Source organism: Agrobacterium sp. V1 (assembly GCF_030518355.1).
GTDB classification, from domain to species: domain Bacteria; phylum Pseudomonadota; class Alphaproteobacteria; order Rhizobiales; family Rhizobiaceae; genus Agrobacterium; species Agrobacterium cucumeris.
In genome coordinates this window covers 1,390,244-1,410,734 of record NZ_JAULSF010000002.1, presented here as the reverse complement: position 1 = coordinate 1,410,734, position 20,491 = coordinate 1,390,244, and the positions used below count along the sequence as shown (strand labels likewise).

Below are 20,491 nucleotides of genomic sequence, written 5' to 3'. Positions count from 1 at the left end.
CTAACTCTTTTGTTGTAAGGCATTTCCAGAACGTAAGCCGCGAAGCATTTTTACCGGAAATGCCCTAGAGTCGAAGCGAAGCGCCGAGCAATAACAGCCCCATGACCAAAACGAACAGCGCACCGGCGATTTCGATCGCGTGGCTGATGCCGGCTGCCTTGCGGCTGCCGGGGCCGGCGAAACGCACCGCAAGCCCTTTGGCCGATACCGCCATGATGGCGAGAGCGGACACCATGATGGCGGTGCCGAGCGACATGGCCAGCACAGACAGCACACCGCCGAGATAAAGCCCGTTTAGAAGCGCGAAGCTCATGACGATGATGGCACCCGAGCAGGGCCGCAGCCCGACCGCAATGATGGCCGACCAGGCCTCATGCAGGCTGAAATTCTTGCTTTTCAAAAGCATGGGATCGGGTGCGTGGGATTTGCCGCAGGCCGAGCAAAGGTCGCCCGTGCCATCATGATCGTGATCGGCAAAGACCGGCTTGCCCTGGAACCGCAGCCCTGTGCCCATGCCGCTGGTTCTGCCGGCTAAGGTTTCACCTGCCGGCGCGAAAACCGCGACAGGCTCGCGCCGGATGCGCAGTGACCAGAGTTTTCGCACCAGCAGCCAGGCGCCGAACAGCGCCACCATGGCGAAGCTGGCGATCTCCATCGCCTGCGTGGCCTTCGTCATGGTGATGGAGGTGCCGCGCAGCACGAGCCAGGCTGCGCCGACGAGGCCGATGGCGACCGCACCCTGAATGAGCGCCGAGACGAAAGAAATGAGGATGCCGCGTTTCAGCTGCGTCTCATTGGCGATCATATAGGACGAAATGACCGCCTTGCCGTGGCCGGGGCCGGCGGCGTGGAAAACGCCATAAGCAAAGGAAAGGCCGATCAGCGAGCTGAGCGCCCAGCCATCCTCGCGCATGGCCTTCAACGCGCCGGTCAGCGCACGGTAGAACATCTGCTGGTGCACATTGATCCATTGCATCAGCGGCGCGAAGGGGCCGCCGACGGAAAAGGAAGGTTCGGCCGAGCCGATGCCGAGCGGCGATTGCGCATGGGCCGCACCGGCCACGGCAATGAGGCCGATGGCGACGGCGAAGAGGCCGGCCCTGCGGCTCAGCATGTCACCTCCAGCCGGGTGGCGAAGAGCTTGGTCATGTCGGTGCCGGTCGGATCGTTGAAGAAGGCGTCGGTCAGCGAAGTCTGGTTCTGCGAGATCACCTCGTCGGGATCGGGGCGCACCACGTGGTGCTTGCAGGCATTCAGATCCTTACCCTGCGTGGCGATATCGCCATCCTTGGCGAAGTCGATCGCCGTATACATGGTCGGATCCCAGGCGCCGAAGCTGAGCTTGCCCTTGACGGCCAGAGGCTTGGTCGGCTTCACGGAGAAGAACATCAGGATCTGCTGATCCTTGTAGTCCACGTGAATGGCCTCGGGCTTGGAAAATTCCACCGGTTTTCCATTGGCGGTGATGAAGGTGTAGTAGGAATATTCGGCGAGCGATTCCAGCACGGTATTGCCGATTTCCGCCAGCTCGTCCTTGTCGAGCTTCAGATCGCTGTTCTTGTCGTAATCCATCACCACGCTTGCCGAGAACATCTCGTCGAAACGCCAGATGTTGCGCACTTCCTGAACGGTGCCGTTCGGCCCCTCGACGATTTCCATGCGGGCTTCGGCAAAGATATGCGGATGGGCCGCCGCGGCGACAGGAACGCAGGCAAGGCCGGCCGCGAGGAGCAAAAAGCGTCTGTTCATTATCCGGTCTGTCCTGCCTTCGAATCTGGAAGGCCTGACTCTAGCAGAAATTGGGACCGAATTTCGACCTGATGCGGCTGATCCTTCGCACGGGCCGACGTTAAATTTCAGAAGGTGCCGCTGAAACGCGAGGTGATGCTGGAGCCGCTATAGGCAAGATCGGTATCGCGCTCGCCATGCAGCAGGCGGTTGAACTCCACCTCCAGCTTGCTGTTCTTGCCGGTATCGAAGGAAAGCGTCGCGACCAGCCGGCGCTCGCTGGTATCGTAATTATAATAGATCCAGTCCTTGTGGACCCGGTGCAGAGCAAGATCGAGCCCCACCTTTTCGGTGAGCCTGCTTTTTATGACGAATTGCCAGCGGCGATGGAATTCAGCAATCGGGTCATCCGGGTCGAAAAGCGCATAGTCCTGTGAAAAGCCCGCGCCGAAGGCGATGCGCTCGGTGGCCTTCACCTCGGCTTCGGCCCGCAGATAGGGGCGGGTGCGCTTTACCTTGTCGCTGATCTCATCGCCGGAAATGGAGGTGAAGCCCGCTTCGGCCAGAACCGCGAAGCGGTCGGAGAACCTGTAACCATAGGCCAGAGAACCCCGCAGCGTGTTGGCCGGGAAACGTTCATATTTTTCCTGCTGCCCCTCCGGCACGGCGATACGGTCGTAAGCGAGCGTCAGCCCCGCCTCGCCGCCGCCGAGTGATCGTGCATGTTCCGCCTTCAGCGATAAAAGCGCCTCGTTCGCTTCCAGTCGGGTGGGCAGGAAATAGGCCGGGCGGAACCGCGCCTTGCCTTTCATCAGGCTGGCGAGGCTTGCCGTCAGCGTATTCTTGCCGCCAAGGGCGAGGATGCCTAGCTGGGAGGACGCCTCCAGCTTGTGATCCAGCTGCCGGTAACCAATATCCTCTTCCGGCAGGTGCAGGAAAATATCGCCGGCATCGCTGCGGGTGCCGCGCAGCTCAAGGGCCCATTCCAGCTTTTCGGAAAATCGTTTCGTCAGCCCCAGTGCCGCGATGGTGTTATGTTCATTGGCGAAACGATAGCGGGGCAGGCGAACCTCTTCCTGCTCAAGCGAATAACGCAGCTCCGCCCCCTCCAGCGCGATCTTGCCATTGAGCCCGAAGCCGGCGCGCAGCGAAATCGCGCTCAGCCGGTTGGTGTCGGCGAAATAATTGCTGTCATAAGCAATGCCGGATTTATAGGTGACATTGTGCTCATCGGCCTTTTCCCCCGCCCGTGCGCCACAGGCGCAGGCAAGTCCGAGAACAAGCGCGATATATCCCCCCACCCGCATTCGCATCTCCGGTCTCTAATTAAGCAATATCTTATATTTGGATGGTTAATAAAGTTTCCCGTGCCGCTTTACTGTCGCGATACGGGCGTCGCCCCGCATTGTTTGAGCAAGGGGCGGAAGAGCGAAGTCGCGATATGTAAAATTTGATTAAAATCACAAGTATTAGTGTTAATCGTTTATTGTAATATTAGCCTTTGCTTGAATTAGAATCCTCTAAATATACAGTTCAGTTACGCCAGATGGCGTGATCAAACAAAAGAGGAGAGAGAAATGATTGCAAAGTTCGCTTGTGTAGCCGCTATTCTTACTGTCGCTTCCGTTGGTCAGGCCAATGCGGGCGGTCTTCTGGGAGGCATCCTGTCCGGCAACAGCAACAAGGGCGGCGCCCTTGTCGTCGTCTCGCCGAGCATCGATCTCGGTGTCAGCGGCATCCTGTCCAATAACGGGATTCTGAATGGCAACAAGACCGGCATTCTGAACGGTGTGCTGAACGGCAACAAGACGTCCGTCGATGTCATCGACAACAAGAATGACGGCGGCAAGAAGCGCCGGCACTAGATAGTCCAGATCGAAAATCGACAGGGATTTTCGACGAAAACGATGCGCACAGGACATAAGCCGGGAACAAGCCTTGAGTTGCGTGTGTATGACGCATGCTGCTTCCGGCAAGAACAAACGGCGCATCGCACGACTGGAAGGGGGCCTTGCGGCCCCCTTTTTTTGTCTCTGCTCCCTGGAAATGAAACTGCGAACGGGCTTGAATGGCGGGGCGTTTTGGTGTGAAGGTGAGTTTCACGACCTCCAGGCTTCCAGTCGATTCTCCATGCTACAGAAACGCGCTTCGCCGGACGCATTTGATCGTCAGGCCTATTTGATCGCGCTACTGGTCTTTCTCGCCGGCAGCACGAATGCGGCTGTCGTGCCGTTTATCGGTTTTTATATCATCCAGGTGCTTGGCCATGCACCGGCGACGCTCGGTCTTTACAGCGTCACGGCAATGGTTGCCTCTATTGTTGCCAGCCGCATTTATGGCGAGCGTGTCGATGCCGGCGTGCGGGTGCGCCCTTTGCTGCTTCTCTCCGTCTTGGGTGCCTTTGTCGCGGCGGCGGCGGCGACCTTCGGGAACCTGGCGCTGCTGGTGGCGATAACGGCAACTGGCATGGGGCTTTCCAATGCCGCCAGCACCCTGGTTTTCAGCTACGGCCGTTATCACGGACGGGTAAAGTCACTCGATACGGCGTCCTATAACGCCTTTCTGCGAATGATGGTGTCGCTGGCCTGGATGCTGCTTCCCGCCGCCGCCTATCTGATCGTCGATCTGGCCGGCGCGAAAGCGGTGTTCATCAACGCCATGCTGATGGCCACCATCTGGGGCGGGCTTGCGCTTGCCATCGTGCCGCGCGGCCAGACATGCCCGATGGAGCGGCGCGAGGAGGGGCAAATCGACACCGGACGCAACCTGCCGCTGCTTCTGGCGGCCACGGCGAGCTTCTGCATGTCCTTTGCCCATTCCCTGTGCGCTTCCGCCCTGCCGGTGTTTCTGGTGCGGGAAGTGGGCCTTCCGGACTACGCGCCTGGTCTGTCGCTCAGCGTGAAATGCGCGATGGAGGTTCTGCTGATCCTGCTTGCGCCCAGGATCATGCGCCGGGTCAGCGCCCGTATCCTTCTCTGCATCGCGGCGGTGATGGCGATCATTGCCTTCAACATCATTGCCTCGGTCGAAACCCTGCCTGCCATGATCGTCGGCGCCGCAATGGAGGGGGCCTATTACGGCCTTTTCGCCGGTACAAGCCTGACTTTCATTCAGGGTTTTGCGCGCGGTCGCACGGCGCGGGCGACGGCGCTTTACATGAATTCCATCTTCCTTGCCGCATTGTTTGCTGTGCCGCTCATGGGGTTTGTGGCGCAATATGCCAGCTTCGGCATATCGATCCGGCTTGCCTCGGTGGGTGCCGGCGCGGGGTTGCTGCTGCTGTTCCTCACGCGCCGTCAGGTGAGTGAGTAGAGGGCTAACGAAGCCCAACATCTGTCTTCCGTCATGCCGGCCTTGAGCCGGCATCCAGCCACGGCGCATCTGCGCCATGAAGGGACTCTTTCGCGATCAGGGACCTGATTGCACTGGACCCCGCCCAAGTCCGGGGTGACCCGTGCTTTACCCGTCATCCCTCAAGCCGAAATATCGATGATCCCGCAATCGCCCGCTTCCGAGGCGAAGGCGAGCAGCTTGCCGGTGGCGCTCCAGTCCATGCTGGTGATGGCGCCCTTGCCGGGGCGGCGCAGCAGGGCTTCCTTGCCGTCCGCGAGCCTCACGCCGAGGATCATGCCGTCGATGAAGCCGATGGCGAGCACATCTTCCACAGGGTGGAAGGCGACATTGGTGACCATGATGTTGGCGCGGCTGCCGAGTTCTTCCGGGGCCTTGCCCATCGGGCCGTCCTTGCCGGCAAACGGCCAGACGATGGCGGCCGGCGCGCCGGAAGAGGCGAGCCATTTGCCCTTTGCCGACCAGGAAATCGATTTGACCTTGGCGGGATAACCCGTCATGCGCATGTGGCGCGCTTCCATGCCGCCCTTGGTGGCTTCCATCTTCCAGCCGTGCAGGGCGTTTTCCTGCATGGTGGTGACCAGGAACTTGCCATCGGGCGAGAAGGTGACGCCGGTATGCGCACCCTTCCATTCCAGATCGATCGGATCACCCGCGCTCGCCACCCAATGCAGCGTCACGCCGTTGTAACGGGCAACTGCAATGCGCAGGCCCTTGGGCGCAAAGGCAATTGCCTCCACCGTGCGCTCTTCCTTGAATTCCTTGACCGTGCCGTCTGACAGCCGCACGAAGCTGGACTTGCCGACACCGTAAGCGACCGCCTTCTGCGGCCCGCCGGCCACGACGCCCACCCATTTGCGCGGTACGTTGGCGATTTCGCTGATGCTGCCGTCATGGCCGATACGCAGCACACGCCCGTCTTCGCCACCAGAAAGCAGCGTGGCGCTGTAGGGATCGCGAATGCAGGTCAGAAGCCCCTCATGCGCCTCGGTTACCTTTTCGCCGCCATCCAGCCGGTGAATGGTGCCGGCGGCGGTGGCAAACAGGGGAATGTCGCCGAGAAAATGGGTCGAGACCACGTGGCCTTCGATATCAAGCGGGGCAACAGTCGGCATGGGGCATCGGTCTTTCGTCTATGTGTCTGATGGCGGGGCGTCATTCCCGCCGGCTGGCATGGTTCTAGAGCATTTTCGGCAAAAGCGGAACCGCTTTACATCCCCTCAGCCTCATTCCTGTGCTCGTCACAGGAATCCAGCCAACGCGCGTCTGCGCGGCGGGGACAGTCCTTTCAGCCCAGGGACTTGGGCTGGATGGATCTCTGTGACGGGCATAGAGATGAGGAAGGAAGCGACGAAACCCCGGCTCGAGGCCGGGGTAACGGAAACAAAACGATCAGGCGGTCGCGAGGCAGGCGTTGAAGCTCTTTTCCAGCTTTTCGCGGTCCAGTTCGCGGCCGATGAAGACGAGGCGGCTTTCGCGCTTTTCATTTTCCTTCCACGGGCGCTGGTGATCACCCTCGATGATCATGTGTACGCCCTGCACGACGTAACGTTCAGCATCGCCCTTGAAAGCGATGATGCCCTTGAGGCGCAGGATGTTCGGGCCGTCCGTCTGGGTAACCTTCTGGATCCACGGGAAGAACCGCTCGGGGTTCATCTCGCCGCCGCGCAGCGATACCGATTGTACGGTCACATCATGGATCGGCGAAACCGCACCATGGTGGTGGTGATCGTGGCCATGATCATGATCGTGGTGATGATGCCCGTGATCATGGTCATGGTCGTGATGCTCATGATCATGATGATGGTGGCCGTGATCGTGATTGTGGTCGCAATCAGGGCCGCAGACATGATCCTCATGGCCGTGTTCGAGGAAATGCGGATCGTTTTCCAGCGCGCGTTCCAGATTGAAGGCGCCTTGATCGAGAACCCGGGCGAGATCGACGCCAGAGCGAGTGGTCTTGTAGATGCGGGCGGAAGGGTTGATGGCGCGCACGATATCCTCGATGCGGGCGACTTCCTCGGGCGAAACAAGATCGGTCTTGTTGACGACGACGACATCGGCAAAGGCGATCTGGTCTTCGGCCTCGCGGCTGTCCTTCAGGCGCAGCGGCAGGTGCTTGGCGTCAACCAGGGCAACGACGGCGTCAAGCTCGGTCTTGGCGCGCACGTCGTCATCCATGAAGAAGGTCTGGGCGACGGGAACCGGATCGGCAAGGCCTGTCGTCTCGACGATGATGCCGTCGAAACGGCCGGGCCGGCGCATCAGGCCTTCCACGACGCGGATCAGGTCGCCGCGCACCGTGCAGCACACGCAGCCATTGTTCATTTCGTAGATTTCTTCATCGGACTCGACGATCAGATCGTTGTCGATGCCGATCTCGCCGAATTCATTGACGATGACAGCGTATTTCTTGCCGTGGTTCTCGGAGAGAATGCGGTTGAGAAGCGTCGTCTTGCCGGCGCCGAGATATCCCGTCAGGACGGTGACTGGAATGGGCTTGGCTGGTGCTGTTTCGGTCATGGAAAACCCCGCGTGGAGACAAGGCCCGTAAAGGCCTCAAGGAAGAAGTGTCGACGTCCATATAGGCGCGACGTCCGGGCAGTTCAAAGAGATTTTGGCCTAAACCGGCCAAGTGGCTCAAATTTTGTTATGAAATAACGTTATGTCAAAAGCGTGGACATCTTCAAGCAGTTCGACAAGGCCTTTAACGGCGTGGGAGATGAGCCTCTCACCCTTTTCGGCCGTGGCTGCTGCGGCGTTTCCGGCAACACCATCGGGGTTGAGGTCGCTCATCAGCCAGCCGAAGGCGTGCGGGCCATAGGCGCGCAGATGCTGGTAGCGGCTGGCGAAATCGCTCTGGCGTGAAGGGAAGTCGGCTGCTTTTTCCATTACCACCCGGTCCGGGCAGAGTGCCAGCATGACGGAGGTTTCGATATCGCCGCCATGAATGTCGATCGCCTTGTCTTCCGGCTTCACCACATCGGCGGGCACGCCGAAACGGGTCCAACTGGTGGCAACCGCCAGCATGCCAAAACGGGCGCGGGCCTCGGTGGCGACGATGGTCATCAGCGGCGAATTGCCGCCATGGGCGTTCAGTATCACGAGTTTACGCACGCCTTTTTCATATTCGGCTTCAGCAATGCCGAGCCAGCGCTCAACGGCCTCGTCGTAACGCAGTGTCTTCGTGCCCGGCACATCCATGTGTTCGATGGAATATCCGACGGGCTCCACCGGCAGGAAAGAGACCGGCAGATGGGAGGGCAGGGCGGCGGCAAGACGGGCAACGATACCCTCGGCAATCAGCGTATCTGTCTCGAACGGCAGATGCGGACCGTGCTGTTCATGGGCGCCCAGCGGCAGCACGGAAATTGCACCTGTTGCGCGAAGATGAGGGTCTGTTACGTTTTCGTCGTGATAATGCGTGTATGAGTTTGGCATCTGGCAGTCCGCGCGTGCATTCGGTAAGGATTTCCAGCAACATATATCGGTTCCGCCACAGGGTAAAAGGCACTCGCATATGAGCAAGGACAAAACTGGGCATAAGGACAAGGGCGCCAAGAAAGAAAAGGGCGGCAAGAAAATAAAGGACGCCAAAAAAAGGGATGAGAATTTCAACCCTGAAGAACTGGCGCAATCCATCACCCAGGCTGCCCGTTCCATGCGCACGGCACTGAGCCACAGCCTTGCCGAAAGCGGGCTTTATGCCGGCCAGGACGGCGTTATTCTGGCGCTGGCACAGGAAGGTAGCCTCACACCGGGGCAGATCGCCCAGAAGCTCGGCGTCAAGGCGCCGACCATGACGCGCACCATCGGCCGCATGGAAGCCCAGGGTTTCGTGGAACGTAGCGGCGACGACGAGGATGGCCGTGTCACGCTGGTGAAGCTGACGGAGGCAGGCTTGAAAAGCGTCGAGCACATCAACATCTCGATAGCTGATTGTGGTGCAAGGGCCATAGAGGGGCTTTCGGCCAAGGATGTGCGCACCGTGGTTAAACTTCTCAAGGCAATCGATACCAATCTTCAATAATTTGTTGAAATTTTTAAAAATAAAACTCTGTTTTGTGGGTATCTCTTAAACGGGTTGCGGATTTTGTTTAAATTGTTTAATTGCAATTTAAACAGGGACATCCGTCGCTGACATGCGTTTGGGAGGAATGCTGTGGCTCAAAAGGTCAAACTGTCCACGATCGCCGAAAGTCTTGGTCTTTCGACCGCCACCATTTCCCTTGCATTGCGTGACAGTCCGCTGGTTGCTTCCGATACACGCGACAAGATCAAGGAACAGGCGCGGGCGCTGGGTTATATCTATAACCGCCGCGCCGCCAGCCTGCGCACTTCGCGCTCCGGCATTGTTGGCGTGGTGTTCCACGATGTAATGAACCCGTTCTACGGCGAAATTCTCAAAGCCATCGAAAGCGAGCTGGATCGCAGCCGCCAGACCTTCATTCTTTCCAACCATTACGATTCGGTGGAAAAACAGCGCACCTTCATCGAAACGCTGCTGCAGCTGGGTTCCGACGGCATCATCATGTCGCCGGCCATCGGCACGCCGATCGAGGACATGACGCTGGCCGAAGAAAACGGCATGCCCGCCATCCTCGTGGCCCGTTCCATGGATGGCGTCGACATGCCGACCTATCGTGGCGATGACAGCTACGGCATTTCGCTTGCCACCAATCACCTGATCAGCCTTGGCCACCGCACCATCGCCATGGTTGGTGGCACCGACCAGACCTCGACGGGGCGCGACCGTTATCAGGGTTACGTTAATGCGCTGCGCAAGGCCGGCATCGAGGTCGATCCGAACCTGCGCATTCCCGGCCCGCGCTCCAAGCAGGGCGGCTTCGAGGCCGCCGTGCATTTCCTGTCGCTGCCGCAGAAGCCGACGGCCGCCGTCTGCTGGAACGATCTCGTCGCCATCGGTCTCATGAACGGCATTTCCCGTGCCGGCCTGGTGCCGGGTGTGGATATTTCCGTCACCGGCTACGACGATCTGGAGGAAGCGGCGATTGCTACCCCGGCGTTGACCACGGTTTCCAACGGTCAGGCGGAGGTGGGGCGCTTGGCGGCGCGTGCGCTGCTGGACAGGCTGGCGGGTAGCCATGAGCCTGATGGTATTCACCTCATCAAGCCGGAAATGCGCATCCGGCAATCGACCGGGCCGGTGCGGCCGCGGGTGTGAGTACACCGCCCGGGAGTATGGATGCGGCAGGCTGCATGTTTCTGGTTGTTCGCGATGTTTCCTTCTTCCGTCATTCCGGCCTTGAGCCGGAATCCAGCCACCGCGTGTCTACGCGGTGAAAAGACTGTCTCAGCCCAAGGACTTGGGCTGACAGGATGCCGGATAAAGTCCGGCATGACGGTGAGGGGCGCTTAAAAAAATCGACATGAAACTTCCGTCTGCCCCCATAGCATCCCCTTATTGCCCTTTTCACGGCCGTCTTTGTTTGAAAGGATCGCTGCCCAGAGGAGTGGTATGGCGAACGGTTCGCCCGAAACCCGCTCCGGCTATTGGAATGTTATCAGGAGGAATACCCGCCCATGTCTGACAAAAAGGCCGTCGTTCTCGTTCCCGGCAAGATAAACCCGCGCGTTCTCGAACGCCTCGAAGGCAAGGTCGAGATCGTGGCCGTGCCTGCCGGCGCCGAGCCGGTGCTGCCTGATGGTGCGGCGGAGCGCGTCAATGCCATCGCCGTTTCCGGCGTCGTCAACGCCAAATGGATCGATGCGCTGCCGAAGCTCGAGATCATCGCCAATTTCGGCGTCGGTTATGATGGTGTCGATGCCAAACATGCCGCCACGCGCGGCATTGTGGTGACGAATACGCCTGATGTGCTGAACGACGAGGTGGCCGATACGACGATTGCGCTTTTGATCAACACCGTGCGCCGGCTCTATCAGGCCGAGACCTGGTTGCGCGATGGCAAATGGGTTGGCGAAGGCCCGTTCGCACTGTCGCCGTTTTCGCTGCGCGGCCGCAAGGTGGGTCTCTTCGGCATGGGCCGCATCGGCCAGGAAATCGCCAAGCGGCTGGAGCCCTTCAAGGTGGAGATTGGATACCACACCCGCAGCAAGCGGGATGGCCTCTCCTACACCTATTACGGCTCGCTGAAGGAGATGGCGGAAGCGGTCGATATCCTGATCTGCATCGTGCCGGGCACGCCGGAAACGCACAAGGCGATCAATGCTGAAATCCTGACGGCGCTTGGGGCTCAGGGCGTGTTCATCAATGTGGGCCGCGGTTCTAGCGTCGATGAGGATGCGCTGCTTGAGACGCTCAAGAGCGGCGCCTTGGGTGCTGCCGGTCTGGATGTGTTCTATGCCGAGCCGAAAGTGCCGGAAGCCTTCCTGTCGCTGCCGAACGTCTCCCTGCTGCCGCACGTCGCCTCCGCCTCGGTTCCAACGCGCAACGCCATGGCCGATCTGGTGGCCGACAATATTCTCGGCTGGTTCAAGGACGGCAAGGTGCTGACGCCGGTTCCGGAGACGCCGGTCAAGGGGTGAGGCCTGTTGGCAAGCCCTGACCAATATCCGCTGGTGAGGCGAATGGCTTTGTCCGCTCACAAATCCCGCGCACCGTCACCCCGGACTTGATCCGGGGTCCAGCGCGATCAAGTCTTTGATCGCAAAAGAATTGTTTCTCACGGCGCAGACGCGCCGTGGCTGGATGCCGGATCTAGTCCGGCATGACGGAAGAGAAGTTTGTGACGACGGCGGTCGACCCCGCGCCTGCACTCGTCCCTATTCCGCAATCTCCGAGCTTCCCACCCAACGCCCTTCGGCAAACGACCGGGCCATGGCATGGATGCTTCGCTCGATCTTCAGGCCTTCCTCGAAATCGATGATATGCGCCTTTTTCCCCTCGATTGCCGCGATCAGTTCGCGGCATTCGATCACCTTCAGGTCGTTGAAGCCGAGGCCGTGGCCCGGGGCGGGGATGAAGCGGTCATAGGGCTTGTGGTGCGGCGCGGTGAGGATGGTTCTGAAACCCTGCTCTTCCGGGCGTCCATCCGTGGTGTAAAGCTGGAACTCGTTCATCCGCTCCTGATCGAACAGGATCGAGCCCGTGGAGCCATAAATCTGGATGGCAATGCGGCCCTTGCGGCCCCAGGCGGAGCGGTTGGCGATGAGCACGGCGGAAATGCCGCCTTCGAGCTTCAGCAGCACGCTGGCAAGATCGTGCGTTTCAACGGCACGGTTGCCACCGCCGGCAAGCGGGCGGGTTTCGTAAGGTTTCACCATGTCGGTGATGGCGCTTTCGGCATGGCCGAACAGGGCGAAGAGCAGTGATAACGGGTGCACGGCGAAATCATCCAGCGCGCCGTAACCGGAAGATGCCTCGCTCTTCCAGTAGAAGGGCTGGGTGGCATCGGCCATGAAGTCCTCGTCCATTTCGGCGCGGACGTGATAGACGTTGCCAATCGCGCCTTCGTCGATCAGGCGGCGGATGTGGCGGATGACGGGGTTCTGGATGTAATTGTAGCCCATCGCTGCGGCCTTGCCGGACCGGCGGGCGGCATCGCGCATCTTCACCGCGTCAGCAAAGGCGGGCGCCATCGGTTTTTCGCACCAGACATGTTTGCCGGCCTCAAGGGCGGCAATGGCCATTTCCGGGTGGAAGGCGTTGGGTGTGGTGACCGAGATGACATCGATCTCGGGATTGGACAGCAGGTCGCGCCAGTTGCCCGTCGAGTGGGCAAAACCGAACTCCGCCGCTTTCTTCGCGGCAAGCTCGGGGTTTACTTCCGCGAGCGTCACGAGGCGGGGGCGTTCCACATCGCCGAAGACGCTCGTGACGTTATTCCACGCCAGCGCGTGGCATTTGCCCATGTAACCGGTGCCGATAAGGCCCACGCCAAGAGCGGCCATGCTATTCTCCTCCCGAAATTATTTGAATCAATTCAATTCGTTAATTGCGTTTGTTGTGTGCCAAGACAGTCTCAAGACGTATCTTTGCGCGCTCCCCCATTCCTGTGCCTGTCACAGGAAACCAGCCGACGCGGCTCTCGCGCGACGGAAAGACACCTTTCAGCCCAAGGACTTGGGCTGGCTGGATCCCTGTGACGACCACAGGGATGAGGCAGCGGCGGTGTTTGCCTGAACTGCTTACGGATTATCCCGCTTGAAAATCCAGTCATGATCCGGGTGGTTCTTGAAACGCCATTTGCGCATCGGCCCGGCCATCACGTTCAGATAATACATCTCATAGCCATAGGGCGCGCCGCAGGGGTGGTGGCCCTTGGGAACCAGCACGACATCGCCGTCGGATACAGCCATGGTTTCGTCCAGCGAACCATCTTCGGTAAAGACACGCTGGAAACCGAAACCCTGCGCCGGGTTGAGACGATGATAATAGGTCTCTTCCAGATAGGTCATGTCTGGATAGTTATCCTCATCATGCCGGTGCGGCGGATAGGACGACCAGTTGCCCGACGGCGTGAAGACTTCCGTCACCAGCAGGCTGTCCGCCACATCGCGCTCTTCCATGGCGATGGGGAAGATGTAACGCGTATTGGCGCCCTTGCCACGTTCGGTCAGCTGCACGCCATTGGGACCGATCTGCTGCGCCTCGCGGCTGCCTTTTTCGCCGGGTGCGGTGCAGACGCCGACGGTGCAATCGGTCGTGGCGGTCAGCGACCATTCGGAGCCGGCCGGAACATAGACGCAATGCGGCGGTTTGCGTTCGAACACATTCATGCGGTCGCCGAGTTCACCGAAATCCTTCCCCCCCGCGGAGATCGTCGCCTTGCCTTCGACCAACACGAGGATGACTTCGGTATCGCCGGTGTTTTCCGCCGCCGTCTCACCCGGTTTCAGGCGGTAGAGGCCGAAACCGACATAACCCCAATCCGCGCTTTGGGGCGTGATATCATGCACCTTGCCGCTGGTCGCGACCGGCTTGCGCAGAAGTGAGGTCATGGTGGTGTTCCTTTTTGGTCAGTCGTTCGTCGGTTCTTGCCGTCCCGTCACCCCGGCCTTGTGCCGGGGTCCAACCGACGCGGCTCTCGCGCGGCGGGGACAACTCTTTTCAGCCCAGGGACTTGGGCTGGCTGGATACCGGCTCAAGGCCGGTATGACGGGCGGGATTGCCGCCCGCTACCCGCTCAGCTCAAGCAGCCTCGGCCTTGTCCAGCCCTGCCTCGCGCGCAAAAGCCTTCAGCGATTTCAGTCCAAGGCTCTGATATTCGAACGGGTTGCGCACATCCGGGTCCTGTTCGGCCTCGATCACCAGCCAGCCGCTGTAACCATGCTCGGCCGCAACCCTCAGCACCGGCGGGAAATTGACGCCGCCTTCGCTGTCGCCGGGAACGGTGAATACGCCACGGCGAACGCCTTCGAGGAAGGAGAGCCGCTCACCCCGAACCTGATCGGCAATGACGGGGCGCACGTTCTTGGCATGGATATGGCCGACACGGCCCATGTATTTCTGCGCGACACGCACGGGATCGCCGCCGCCGAACAGGCAATGGCCGGTATCGAGCAGCAGATGCGTCTTCGGACCGGTGTGTTGCATCAGGAGGTCGATTTCCTCTTCACTTTCGACCACCGTGCCCATGTGGTGGTGATAAACGAGGGTGATGCCCTGTTCTGCTGCAAAAGCGGCCAGCGCTTCGACACCCGCACCGAATTTCGCCCAGTCCTCGGACGCAAGGTGCGGACGGTCGACCAGCGCCGTGTCATCGGCACCGTGGATGGCATTGGAGGTTTCGCAGACGATGATGACCTTCGAGCCCATGGCCTTCAAGAGATCAAGCGCCGGCTGCATCGCCTTCTTTTCGGATTCGATGTCATCGGTCAGAAGGTTCAGCGAATGCCAGCCGGAGACGAAGGAGAGGCCGCGCGGCGAAAGCACGCCCTTCAGGCCTTCCGGCTCCGTCGGGAACTTGTGGCCTTTCTCGATGCCGTCGAAACCGATCTTGGCGGTCTCATCGAGGCATTGCTCCAGGCTGATATGCGCGCCCAGCGTACGGTCGTCGTCGTTGGACCAGGCAATCGGGTTGGTACCGTAACGGATCATCTTACTGTCTTTCCTTGAGATGGTTTTCATAACGAGCGCGCGCGCCGGCAATTTCGCCGCGCTCGGAAATTTCAGGCACCGCGACATCCCACCAGTGACCGCCGGCCTGCGGTGTCGGGTAAGGATCGGTATCGATGACGATGACGGTGGTGCGGCTGGAGGCACGGGCTGCCGCAAGCGCCTCTTCAAGCTCGGTTATGGTGGAAACCTTGCGTGCATCCGCACCCATCGAGCCCGCATGGGCCACGAAATCGATGGCAATCGGGTTGACGTTGGTGTGGGCGTAGAGGTTGTTGAACTCGGCGCCGCCGGTTTCCATCTGCAGGCGGTTGATGCAGCCGTAGCCCCTGTTGTCGGTGATGACGAGCGTGATCTTCACGCCCATGGCAACCGATGTCGCAAGCTCGGAATTCATCATCATGTAGGAGCCGTCGCCGACCATGACGATCACGTCCCGGTCCGGTTCCGCCATCTTGATGCCGAGACCGCCGGCCACTTCATAACCCATGCAGGAGAAGCCATATTCCATGTGATAGGAGAGCGGCAGCTTGGATTTCCACAGCTGATGCAACTCACCCGGCATGGTGCCTGCGGCGCACATGACAACGGTATTGTCACGCGACTGGCGCTGCACCGCGCCGATGACCTGCATGTCTGTCGGCAGGCTGTTGATGTGGTCTTCGCCCGGTGCCGCCGTATCGGCATCGGCCTTTTCGAACCATGCCGCCTTCAGGCCGGCATCCGGCGCTGCAAAACGGTGGCTGCCGAGGGCGGCCGACAATTTCTCAAGCCCGATCTTCGCATCCGCCGTCAGGCTGATCGCATCGTGCTTGGCGCTGTCATAGGGCTGAACGTTGAGCGCCAGGATCTTGCGGTTCGGGTTCTTGAACAGCGCCCAGGAACCGGTGGTGAAATCCTGAAAACGGGTGCCAACGCCGAAGACGAGATCGGCCTTTTCGCTGACGATATTGGCGCTTTCAGCACCGGTGACACCGACGGGACCGAAATTCAGATCATGATCCCAGGCGAGGGCCGATTTGCCGGCTTGCGTTTCGACGACGGGAATGGAGTGGGTTTCGGCAAAGCGCTTCAGCGTCTCGGTCGCGCCGGCAAAATGCACGCCGCCGCCAGCGACGATAACAGGGTTCTTCGCTGCCTTGAGCGCAGCGACCGCCTCTTCGAATTCCACGACATCCGGCTCAGGACGACGCTGGCGCCAGACCCGCTTTTCGAAGAAACTCTCGGGGTAATCATAGGCCTCCGCCTGCACATCCTGGCAGAAGGCGAGCGTGACGGGGCCGCAATCCGCCGGGTCCGTCATGGTGCGCATGGCGCGGGGAAGCGCTGTCAGCAACTGTTCCGGCCGCATGATGCGGTCAAAATAACGGCTGACCGGGCGGAAGCAGTCATTCACCGTCATGGTGCCGTCGCCGAAATCTTCCAGCTGCTGCAGCACGGGATCGGGGCCGCGATTGGCGAAGACATCGCCGGGGATCAGCAGAACCGGCAGGCGGTTGACATGCGCGAGCGCCGCCGCCGTCACCATGTTTGCCGCACCCGGGCCGATGGAGGAGGTGACCGCCATGGCGCGGCGGCGGCGCAGCTGCTTCGAATAGGCAATGGCCGCATGGGCCATGGACTGCTCGTTCTGGCCGCGATAGGTCGGCAGTTCGTCGCGGATGCCATAAAGCGCTTCGCCGATGCCGGCGACATTGCCATGGCCGAAAATGGCCCACATGCCGGCGATATAGGTTTCGCCGTGTTCATTCATCTGCGCTGCCAGGTAACGAACCATGGCCTGCGCAGCCGTCATTCTGATTGTCTTCACGCTGCCTCTCCCTTTTTGGCGCGCGCCTCATCCCAAATGCGGCACAGGCTGGTATAACGCTGCGCCATATCCTTTACCGCTTCCTCATCGGTCATCCTGCCACCGAGCCAGTTGCGGGCGGCATCCGCGAAAATCGTGCGGCCAACGGCGAAACCTTTGACCAGATCGAAGCCGGCGGCAAGGCGGAAGCTCTCTTCCAACTCGCTTTGCGGCGCGTCGAGACCGAGAACGACGATGCCCCGCACATAAGGATCGTTGCGATGCACGGCGTCGCAGGCGTTTTTCCATGCGGCGCGGGTCTTCATCGGCTCCAGCTTCCACCAGTCGGGATAGACCCCGATCTCGTAGAAGCGCTCGATGATACGGGCGGCGGTAAGATCATCGGTCGGACCAACCTTGGAGGGAATGACCTCCAGCAACATTTCCAGCCGGTTGCGGCGTGCGGCTTCAAACAGCCGTATCACGGTCTCTTCCTGCGCGGCGCGCATGTCTTCCGTATCATCAGGATGATAGAAACACAGAACCTTGACGACATTCTCAAGCGGCCATTCAGAAAGTCCGCCGAAATCCTTGCCGAGTTCGGGTTCCAGCGTCAACGGGCGCGAGCCGGGCCATTCCACCGGACGGCCGATCCAGAGGCCGGAGCCGCTGGCGGCAAACAACGCATCGCGGCCAAGACGACCATCGCAGAGAATGCCATAACCCGCCTCACCACCGGCCACCTGCTGCGCGGCCTGAAGGCATAGCTTCTTGAAAGCGCCGATCTGCTCGTGCTTGACGCCAAGCTCGTCGGCGATGGCCTCCAGTTGCATGCGGTGGTCAAAGGCGAAAACGCGCATCGTGTCCCAGTCGCCCTTGCGGTTGGTGGACCAATGCACCTGTTCCAGCGCCTCGTCCTTGCGCAGCGCCTTGTTGCGAATGCCGGCCTTGAAGAAATATTGCAGCTCTTCCCAGCTCGGATAGGCCGGTGTGCAGCCATGGCGGGAGACGGCGAAAGCGCCGCAGGCATTGGCGTATTTCAGCGTTGTCGGCCAGTCTTCACCACGCAGCCAGCCACGGAACAGCCCGGCCATGAAGCCATCGCCGGCACCCAGAACATTGAAGACCTCGATCGGGAAACCTTCACCCGTCTCGCCATCGTCGAGGCTGGCAGGAATATCACCGGCGAAAACCGAAGCACCCATCGGCCCGCGCTTGCACACCAGTGTCGCATTCGAAACCTTGCGCACGGCCTTCAACGCGGTCAGCGTATCGGTGGAACCACCGGCGATGTGGAATTCCTCTTCCGTGCCGACGATCAGGTCGAACAGATGCAGGGTGGATTGCAGCTTGGCGGTGACCTTCTGTGATTCGACGAAACGGCTTTCGCCATCGCCATGGCCTGCCACACCCCAGAGATTGGGCCGGTAATCGATATCGAGCGCGGTCTTCGCGCCATTTTCGCGGGCGAGTTTCAGCGCCTTCAGCACCGCCGCTTCCGTCTTCGGATGCGACAGATGTGTGCCGGTGGCGCAGACACAGCCGGCTTCGGCAATGAAGGCGGGATCGATGTCATCTTCGCTGAGCGCCATGTCGGCACAGTTTTCGCGATAGAAAATCAGCGGGAACTGGTTCTGGTCACGAATGCCGAGCAGCACCAGCGCGGTCAGTCGCTCCGGATCGGTTTTTACGCCGCGCACGTCAACGCCTTCGCGAACCAGCTGCTCGCGGATGAAGCGGCCCATATGTTCATCGCCAACGCGGGTGATGACAGCGCTGTTGAGACCCAGCCGGGCAGCGCCGGCGGCGATGTTGGTGGGAGAGCCGCCAATATATTTGGCAAAGGAGGCCATGTCCTCCAGACGGCCGCCGACCTGCGAACCATACAGGTCGACAGACGAGCGCCCGATCGTGATAAGATCAAGTTTTTTCAAAAGGTTCCTCCTTCGGGCCGCCCGTTGCGGCGGCCTGCCTCACATGTTTGGAGCGATATCGGGCAAAGCTGCCCGCACCTTTCGCCATCCCGTTCCGGCAGGCCTCCTCCGCCCGCTGTCATCCGTCACGAGACGGACGAATATGGAATGCCCGTTTCATGGATTTGGATCATAAATTCTATTTTTTCCATTTTCAATAAAAATATTCAGGCTGTTTTGCGGGTTCCCACAGCCACGGCCAGCGTAATCGCCAGACAGAGCGTGGCGGAAAGTGAGCGGAATGCACCGAAATCGATCTCCGTGACCGTTAGAAGCGTTGCGCCGGATTTGCGTAGCGGATTGACGGCAGAATCAGAGAGCGCAACCACCGGAATGCCATTGGCCCGGGCCGTTTCCGCCAGTTCCAGCGTCTCGGTGGAATAGGGGGAAAAGGTGATGGCGATCAGCGCGTCATCGCTGGAGATGGCGCTGATATTGCCAAGCCCGCCGACGGCGCTGTGCAGAACCGCCGGAACCTTCATTTTCTCGAAGGCATAGGCAAGGTAACTGGCGATGGGGAAAGAACGCCGCAAACCGACAATGTGGACGGTGCGCGCGCCGGCCAGCGCCAAAACGGCCTCGTCAAGCTGCCGTGTATCGACGGATTTCAGCAGCATTTCCAGCGAGGAACGGCCGGCTTCGACAAATTCAGCAAGCAGGCTGGAGGCACTTTCATCGCCCTTTTCACGCAGGTGGTCGAGCCGTGTGGTGTAATCCGGCCAGCCACCGACATAGGAATCGCGAAACAGGCGCTGCATTTCCGAAAAACCCGAAAAGCCCATGATCTGGCAAAACCGCATGAAGGCCGAAGGCTGGACGCCAGCACCCTCTGCCATTTCGGCAACGGTGGAAACGGCGATGCGGTCCTGATTGGAGGCGACATAATCGGCGCATTGCCGCAATCGTTTCGGCAGCCCCTCCGCAACCTGGAGCAATCGCTCCTCAAAAGCCTTCACCGATTCTGGCGCCTCGATTGCCGTCATTGTCGTTCCCTTATGCAGACTGAAATCGTGTGCACTTTAACTCCAATGGAATTTTTATTCCATTGGGTTTTTTGAGGTATAGTGATGGACGGGATTTGGGGCAGGAGTGACCAGCAGACTCTCCTCACCCTATGTTCGTCACAGGGATACAGCCGCCGCTCGTCCGCGCGGCGGAGAGTCCTTTCAGCCCAAAGACTTGGGCTGGCTGGATTCCTGTGACGAGCACAGGAATGAGGGAGAGTATAAAGTCCTCCCTTGCGGATACTCAGATAAAATACATCTTCTTCTACCATGAAGGGCTATGTCTATATACTGGCATCCAAGCGCAACGGCACGCTTTATACTGGCGTGACCAAGGATCTGCCGAACAGGCTTTTCGAACATCAGAATGAACTCACACCTGGATTTACTTCGCGATATGGCGTGAAGATGCTCGTGTGGTTCGAGGAATACGACCTTTTGACAAGCGCGACTACGCGCGAAAAAACAATCAAGAAATGGCCTCGGCAATGGAAGCTCAATCTGATTGAAAGCACCAATCCGGATTGGGATGACATATCTGCTCATCTGCATGGCCTGTGACCCACGCCTTATGACTACGCCACAGACGATCACCACACACTCACCT

18 protein-coding genes are annotated in these 20,491 nt (G+C 59.8%); 6 read left to right on the top strand and 12 right to left on the bottom strand.

The features are described 5' to 3' along the window. Window positions 1-64: 64 nt before the first annotated feature. The 3 genes from QSV77_RS20355 to QSV77_RS20345 form a co-directional block, all read right to left on the bottom strand. The gene (locus tag QSV77_RS20355; protein WP_302734857.1) at window positions 65-1,114 is read right to left on the bottom strand and encodes a nickel/cobalt transporter; all 1,050 of its coding nucleotides are present in this window, start codon (window positions 1,112-1,114) and stop codon (window positions 65-67) included. Continuing rightward, a complete protein-coding gene (locus QSV77_RS20350; RefSeq protein ID WP_302734856.1) occupies window positions 1,108-1,749 on the bottom strand; it encodes a DUF1007 family protein in 642 nt (213 codons plus the stop codon). Before QSV77_RS20350 ends, QSV77_RS20355 begins: the two co-directional genes overlap by 7 nt. A 107-nt stretch (window positions 1,750-1,856) precedes the next feature. Then, complete coding sequence (locus QSV77_RS20345; protein WP_302734855.1) at window positions 1,857-3,035, bottom strand: hypothetical protein; 1,179 nt, start codon at window positions 3,033-3,035, stop codon at window positions 1,857-1,859. 270 nt (window positions 3,036-3,305) lie between these two features. On the opposite strand from QSV77_RS20345, the gene QSV77_RS20340 reads away from it, so the two are divergent. Continuing rightward, window positions 3,306-3,593, top strand: a complete 288-nt coding sequence (locus QSV77_RS20340) for a hypothetical protein (RefSeq protein WP_004433441.1) — start codon at window positions 3,306-3,308, stop codon at window positions 3,591-3,593. A 265-nt stretch (window positions 3,594-3,858) separates the two neighbouring features. Continuing rightward, a complete protein-coding gene (locus QSV77_RS20335) occupies window positions 3,859-5,040 on the top strand; it encodes an MFS transporter (RefSeq protein ID WP_302734854.1) in 1,182 nt (393 codons plus the stop codon). Between the two features lie 161 nt (window positions 5,041-5,201). Here QSV77_RS20335 and QSV77_RS20330 read toward each other — a convergent pair whose 3' ends face one another. The 3 genes from QSV77_RS20330 to QSV77_RS20320 form a co-directional block, all read right to left on the bottom strand. After that, window positions 5,202-6,194, bottom strand: coding sequence for a WD40 repeat domain-containing protein (locus QSV77_RS20330; RefSeq protein WP_302734853.1), 993 nt, complete (start codon window positions 6,192-6,194; stop codon window positions 5,202-5,204). 277 nt (window positions 6,195-6,471) lie between these two features. Continuing rightward, complete coding sequence (locus tag QSV77_RS20325; RefSeq protein WP_302734852.1) at window positions 6,472-7,602, bottom strand: GTP-binding protein; 1,131 nt, start codon at window positions 7,600-7,602, stop codon at window positions 6,472-6,474. A 117-nt stretch (window positions 7,603-7,719) separates the two neighbouring features. Next, window positions 7,720-8,520 (bottom strand): creatininase family protein, encoded by an 801-nt coding sequence (locus tag QSV77_RS20320; protein WP_302734851.1) that lies wholly within the window; start codon window positions 8,518-8,520, stop codon window positions 7,720-7,722. Window positions 8,521-8,599: 79 nt separating this feature from the next. Here QSV77_RS20320 and QSV77_RS20315 point away from each other — a divergent pair, with 79 nt between their 5' ends. The 3 genes from QSV77_RS20315 to QSV77_RS20305 all read left to right on the top strand — a co-directional run bounded on the left by QSV77_RS20315 (window position 8,600) and on the right by QSV77_RS20305 (window position 11,586). Continuing rightward, window positions 8,600-9,109, top strand: coding sequence for a MarR family winged helix-turn-helix transcriptional regulator (locus QSV77_RS20315; protein WP_046802044.1), 510 nt, complete (start codon window positions 8,600-8,602; stop codon window positions 9,107-9,109). A 132-nt stretch (window positions 9,110-9,241) separates the two neighbouring features. Beyond that, window positions 9,242-10,264, top strand: coding sequence for a LacI family DNA-binding transcriptional regulator (locus tag QSV77_RS20310; RefSeq protein WP_004433466.1), 1,023 nt, complete (start codon window positions 9,242-9,244; stop codon window positions 10,262-10,264). A gap of 359 nt (window positions 10,265-10,623) precedes the next feature. Then, window positions 10,624-11,586, top strand: a complete 963-nt coding sequence (locus QSV77_RS20305; RefSeq protein WP_302734850.1) for a 2-hydroxyacid dehydrogenase — start codon at window positions 10,624-10,626, stop codon at window positions 11,584-11,586. A 237-nt stretch (window positions 11,587-11,823) separates the two neighbouring features. On the opposite strand, the gene QSV77_RS20300 is transcribed toward QSV77_RS20305, so the two are convergent. The 6 genes from QSV77_RS20300 to QSV77_RS20275 all read right to left on the bottom strand — a co-directional run bounded on the left by QSV77_RS20300 (window position 11,824) and on the right by QSV77_RS20275 (window position 19,863). Then, a complete protein-coding gene (locus QSV77_RS20300) occupies window positions 11,824-12,951 on the bottom strand; it encodes a Gfo/Idh/MocA family protein (protein ID WP_302734849.1) in 1,128 nt (375 codons plus the stop codon). Window positions 12,952-13,188: 237 nt separating this feature from the next. Beyond that, window positions 13,189-14,001 (bottom strand): 5-deoxy-glucuronate isomerase, encoded by an 813-nt coding sequence (gene iolB / locus QSV77_RS20295; RefSeq protein ID WP_003519834.1) that lies wholly within the window; start codon window positions 13,999-14,001, stop codon window positions 13,189-13,191. Between the two features lie 190 nt (window positions 14,002-14,191). Then, window positions 14,192-15,100 (bottom strand): myo-inosose-2 dehydratase, encoded by a 909-nt coding sequence (gene iolE, locus QSV77_RS20290; protein ID WP_302734848.1) that lies wholly within the window; start codon window positions 15,098-15,100, stop codon window positions 14,192-14,194. 1 nt (window position 15,101) lies between these two features. Further along, window positions 15,102-16,928, bottom strand: coding sequence for a 3D-(3,5/4)-trihydroxycyclohexane-1,2-dione acylhydrolase (decyclizing) (gene iolD, locus QSV77_RS20285; RefSeq protein WP_302734847.1), 1,827 nt, complete (start codon window positions 16,926-16,928; stop codon window positions 15,102-15,104). Beyond that, window positions 16,925-18,841, bottom strand: a complete 1,917-nt coding sequence (iolC, locus tag QSV77_RS20280) for a 5-dehydro-2-deoxygluconokinase (protein ID WP_302734846.1) — start codon at window positions 18,839-18,841, stop codon at window positions 16,925-16,927. Before iolC ends, iolD begins: the two co-directional genes overlap by 4 nt. Before the next feature lie 206 nt (window positions 18,842-19,047). Continuing rightward, window positions 19,048-19,863 (bottom strand): MurR/RpiR family transcriptional regulator, encoded by an 816-nt coding sequence (locus tag QSV77_RS20275; RefSeq protein WP_271363724.1) that lies wholly within the window; start codon window positions 19,861-19,863, stop codon window positions 19,048-19,050. A gap of 291 nt (window positions 19,864-20,154) precedes the next feature. Here QSV77_RS20275 and QSV77_RS20270 point away from each other — a divergent pair, with 291 nt between their 5' ends. Next, window positions 20,155-20,445, top strand: a complete 291-nt coding sequence (locus QSV77_RS20270; protein WP_302734845.1) for a GIY-YIG nuclease family protein — start codon at window positions 20,155-20,157, stop codon at window positions 20,443-20,445. Window positions 20,446-20,491: the final 46 nt, after the last annotated feature.

Excerpts from the sequence above, each read along its gene's own strand:
- QSV77_RS20340 (WP_004433441.1), top strand. The coding sequence starts at position 3,306 with ATGATTGCAAAGTTCGCTTGTGTAGCCGCTATTCTTACTGTCGCTTCC.
- QSV77_RS20345 (WP_302734855.1), bottom strand. The coding sequence starts at position 3,035 with ATGCGGGTGGGGGGATATATCGCGCTTGTTCTCGGACTTGCCTGCGCC.
- QSV77_RS20325 (WP_302734852.1), bottom strand. The coding sequence starts at position 7,602 with ATGACCGAAACAGCACCAGCCAAGCCCATTCCAGTCACCGTCCTGACG.
- QSV77_RS20320 (WP_302734851.1), bottom strand. The coding sequence starts at position 8,520 with ATGCCAAACTCATACACGCATTATCACGACGAAAACGTAACAGACCCT.
- QSV77_RS20305 (WP_302734850.1), top strand. The coding sequence starts at position 10,624 with ATGTCTGACAAAAAGGCCGTCGTTCTCGTTCCCGGCAAGATAAACCCG.
- QSV77_RS20300 (WP_302734849.1), bottom strand. The coding sequence starts at position 12,951 with ATGGCCGCTCTTGGCGTGGGCCTTATCGGCACCGGTTACATGGGCAAA.
- iolE (WP_302734848.1), bottom strand. The coding sequence starts at position 15,100 with ATGATCCGTTACGGTACCAACCCGATTGCCTGGTCCAACGACGACGAC.
- QSV77_RS20270 (WP_302734845.1), top strand. The coding sequence starts at position 20,155 with ATGAAGGGCTATGTCTATATACTGGCATCCAAGCGCAACGGCACGCTT.
- QSV77_RS20350 (WP_302734856.1), bottom strand. The coding sequence starts at position 1,749 with ATGAACAGACGCTTTTTGCTCCTCGCGGCCGGCCTTGCCTGCGTTCCT.
- QSV77_RS20330 (WP_302734853.1), bottom strand. The coding sequence starts at position 6,194 with ATGCCGACTGTTGCCCCGCTTGATATCGAAGGCCACGTGGTCTCGACC.
- QSV77_RS20335 (WP_302734854.1), top strand. The coding sequence starts at position 3,859 with ATGCTACAGAAACGCGCTTCGCCGGACGCATTTGATCGTCAGGCCTAT.
- QSV77_RS20275 (WP_271363724.1), bottom strand. The coding sequence starts at position 19,863 with ATGACGGCAATCGAGGCGCCAGAATCGGTGAAGGCTTTTGAGGAGCGA.
- iolB (WP_003519834.1), bottom strand. The coding sequence starts at position 14,001 with ATGACCTCACTTCTGCGCAAGCCGGTCGCGACCAGCGGCAAGGTGCAT.
- QSV77_RS20355 (WP_302734857.1), bottom strand. The coding sequence starts at position 1,114 with ATGCTGAGCCGCAGGGCCGGCCTCTTCGCCGTCGCCATCGGCCTCATT.
- QSV77_RS20315 (WP_046802044.1), top strand. The coding sequence starts at position 8,600 with ATGAGCAAGGACAAAACTGGGCATAAGGACAAGGGCGCCAAGAAAGAA.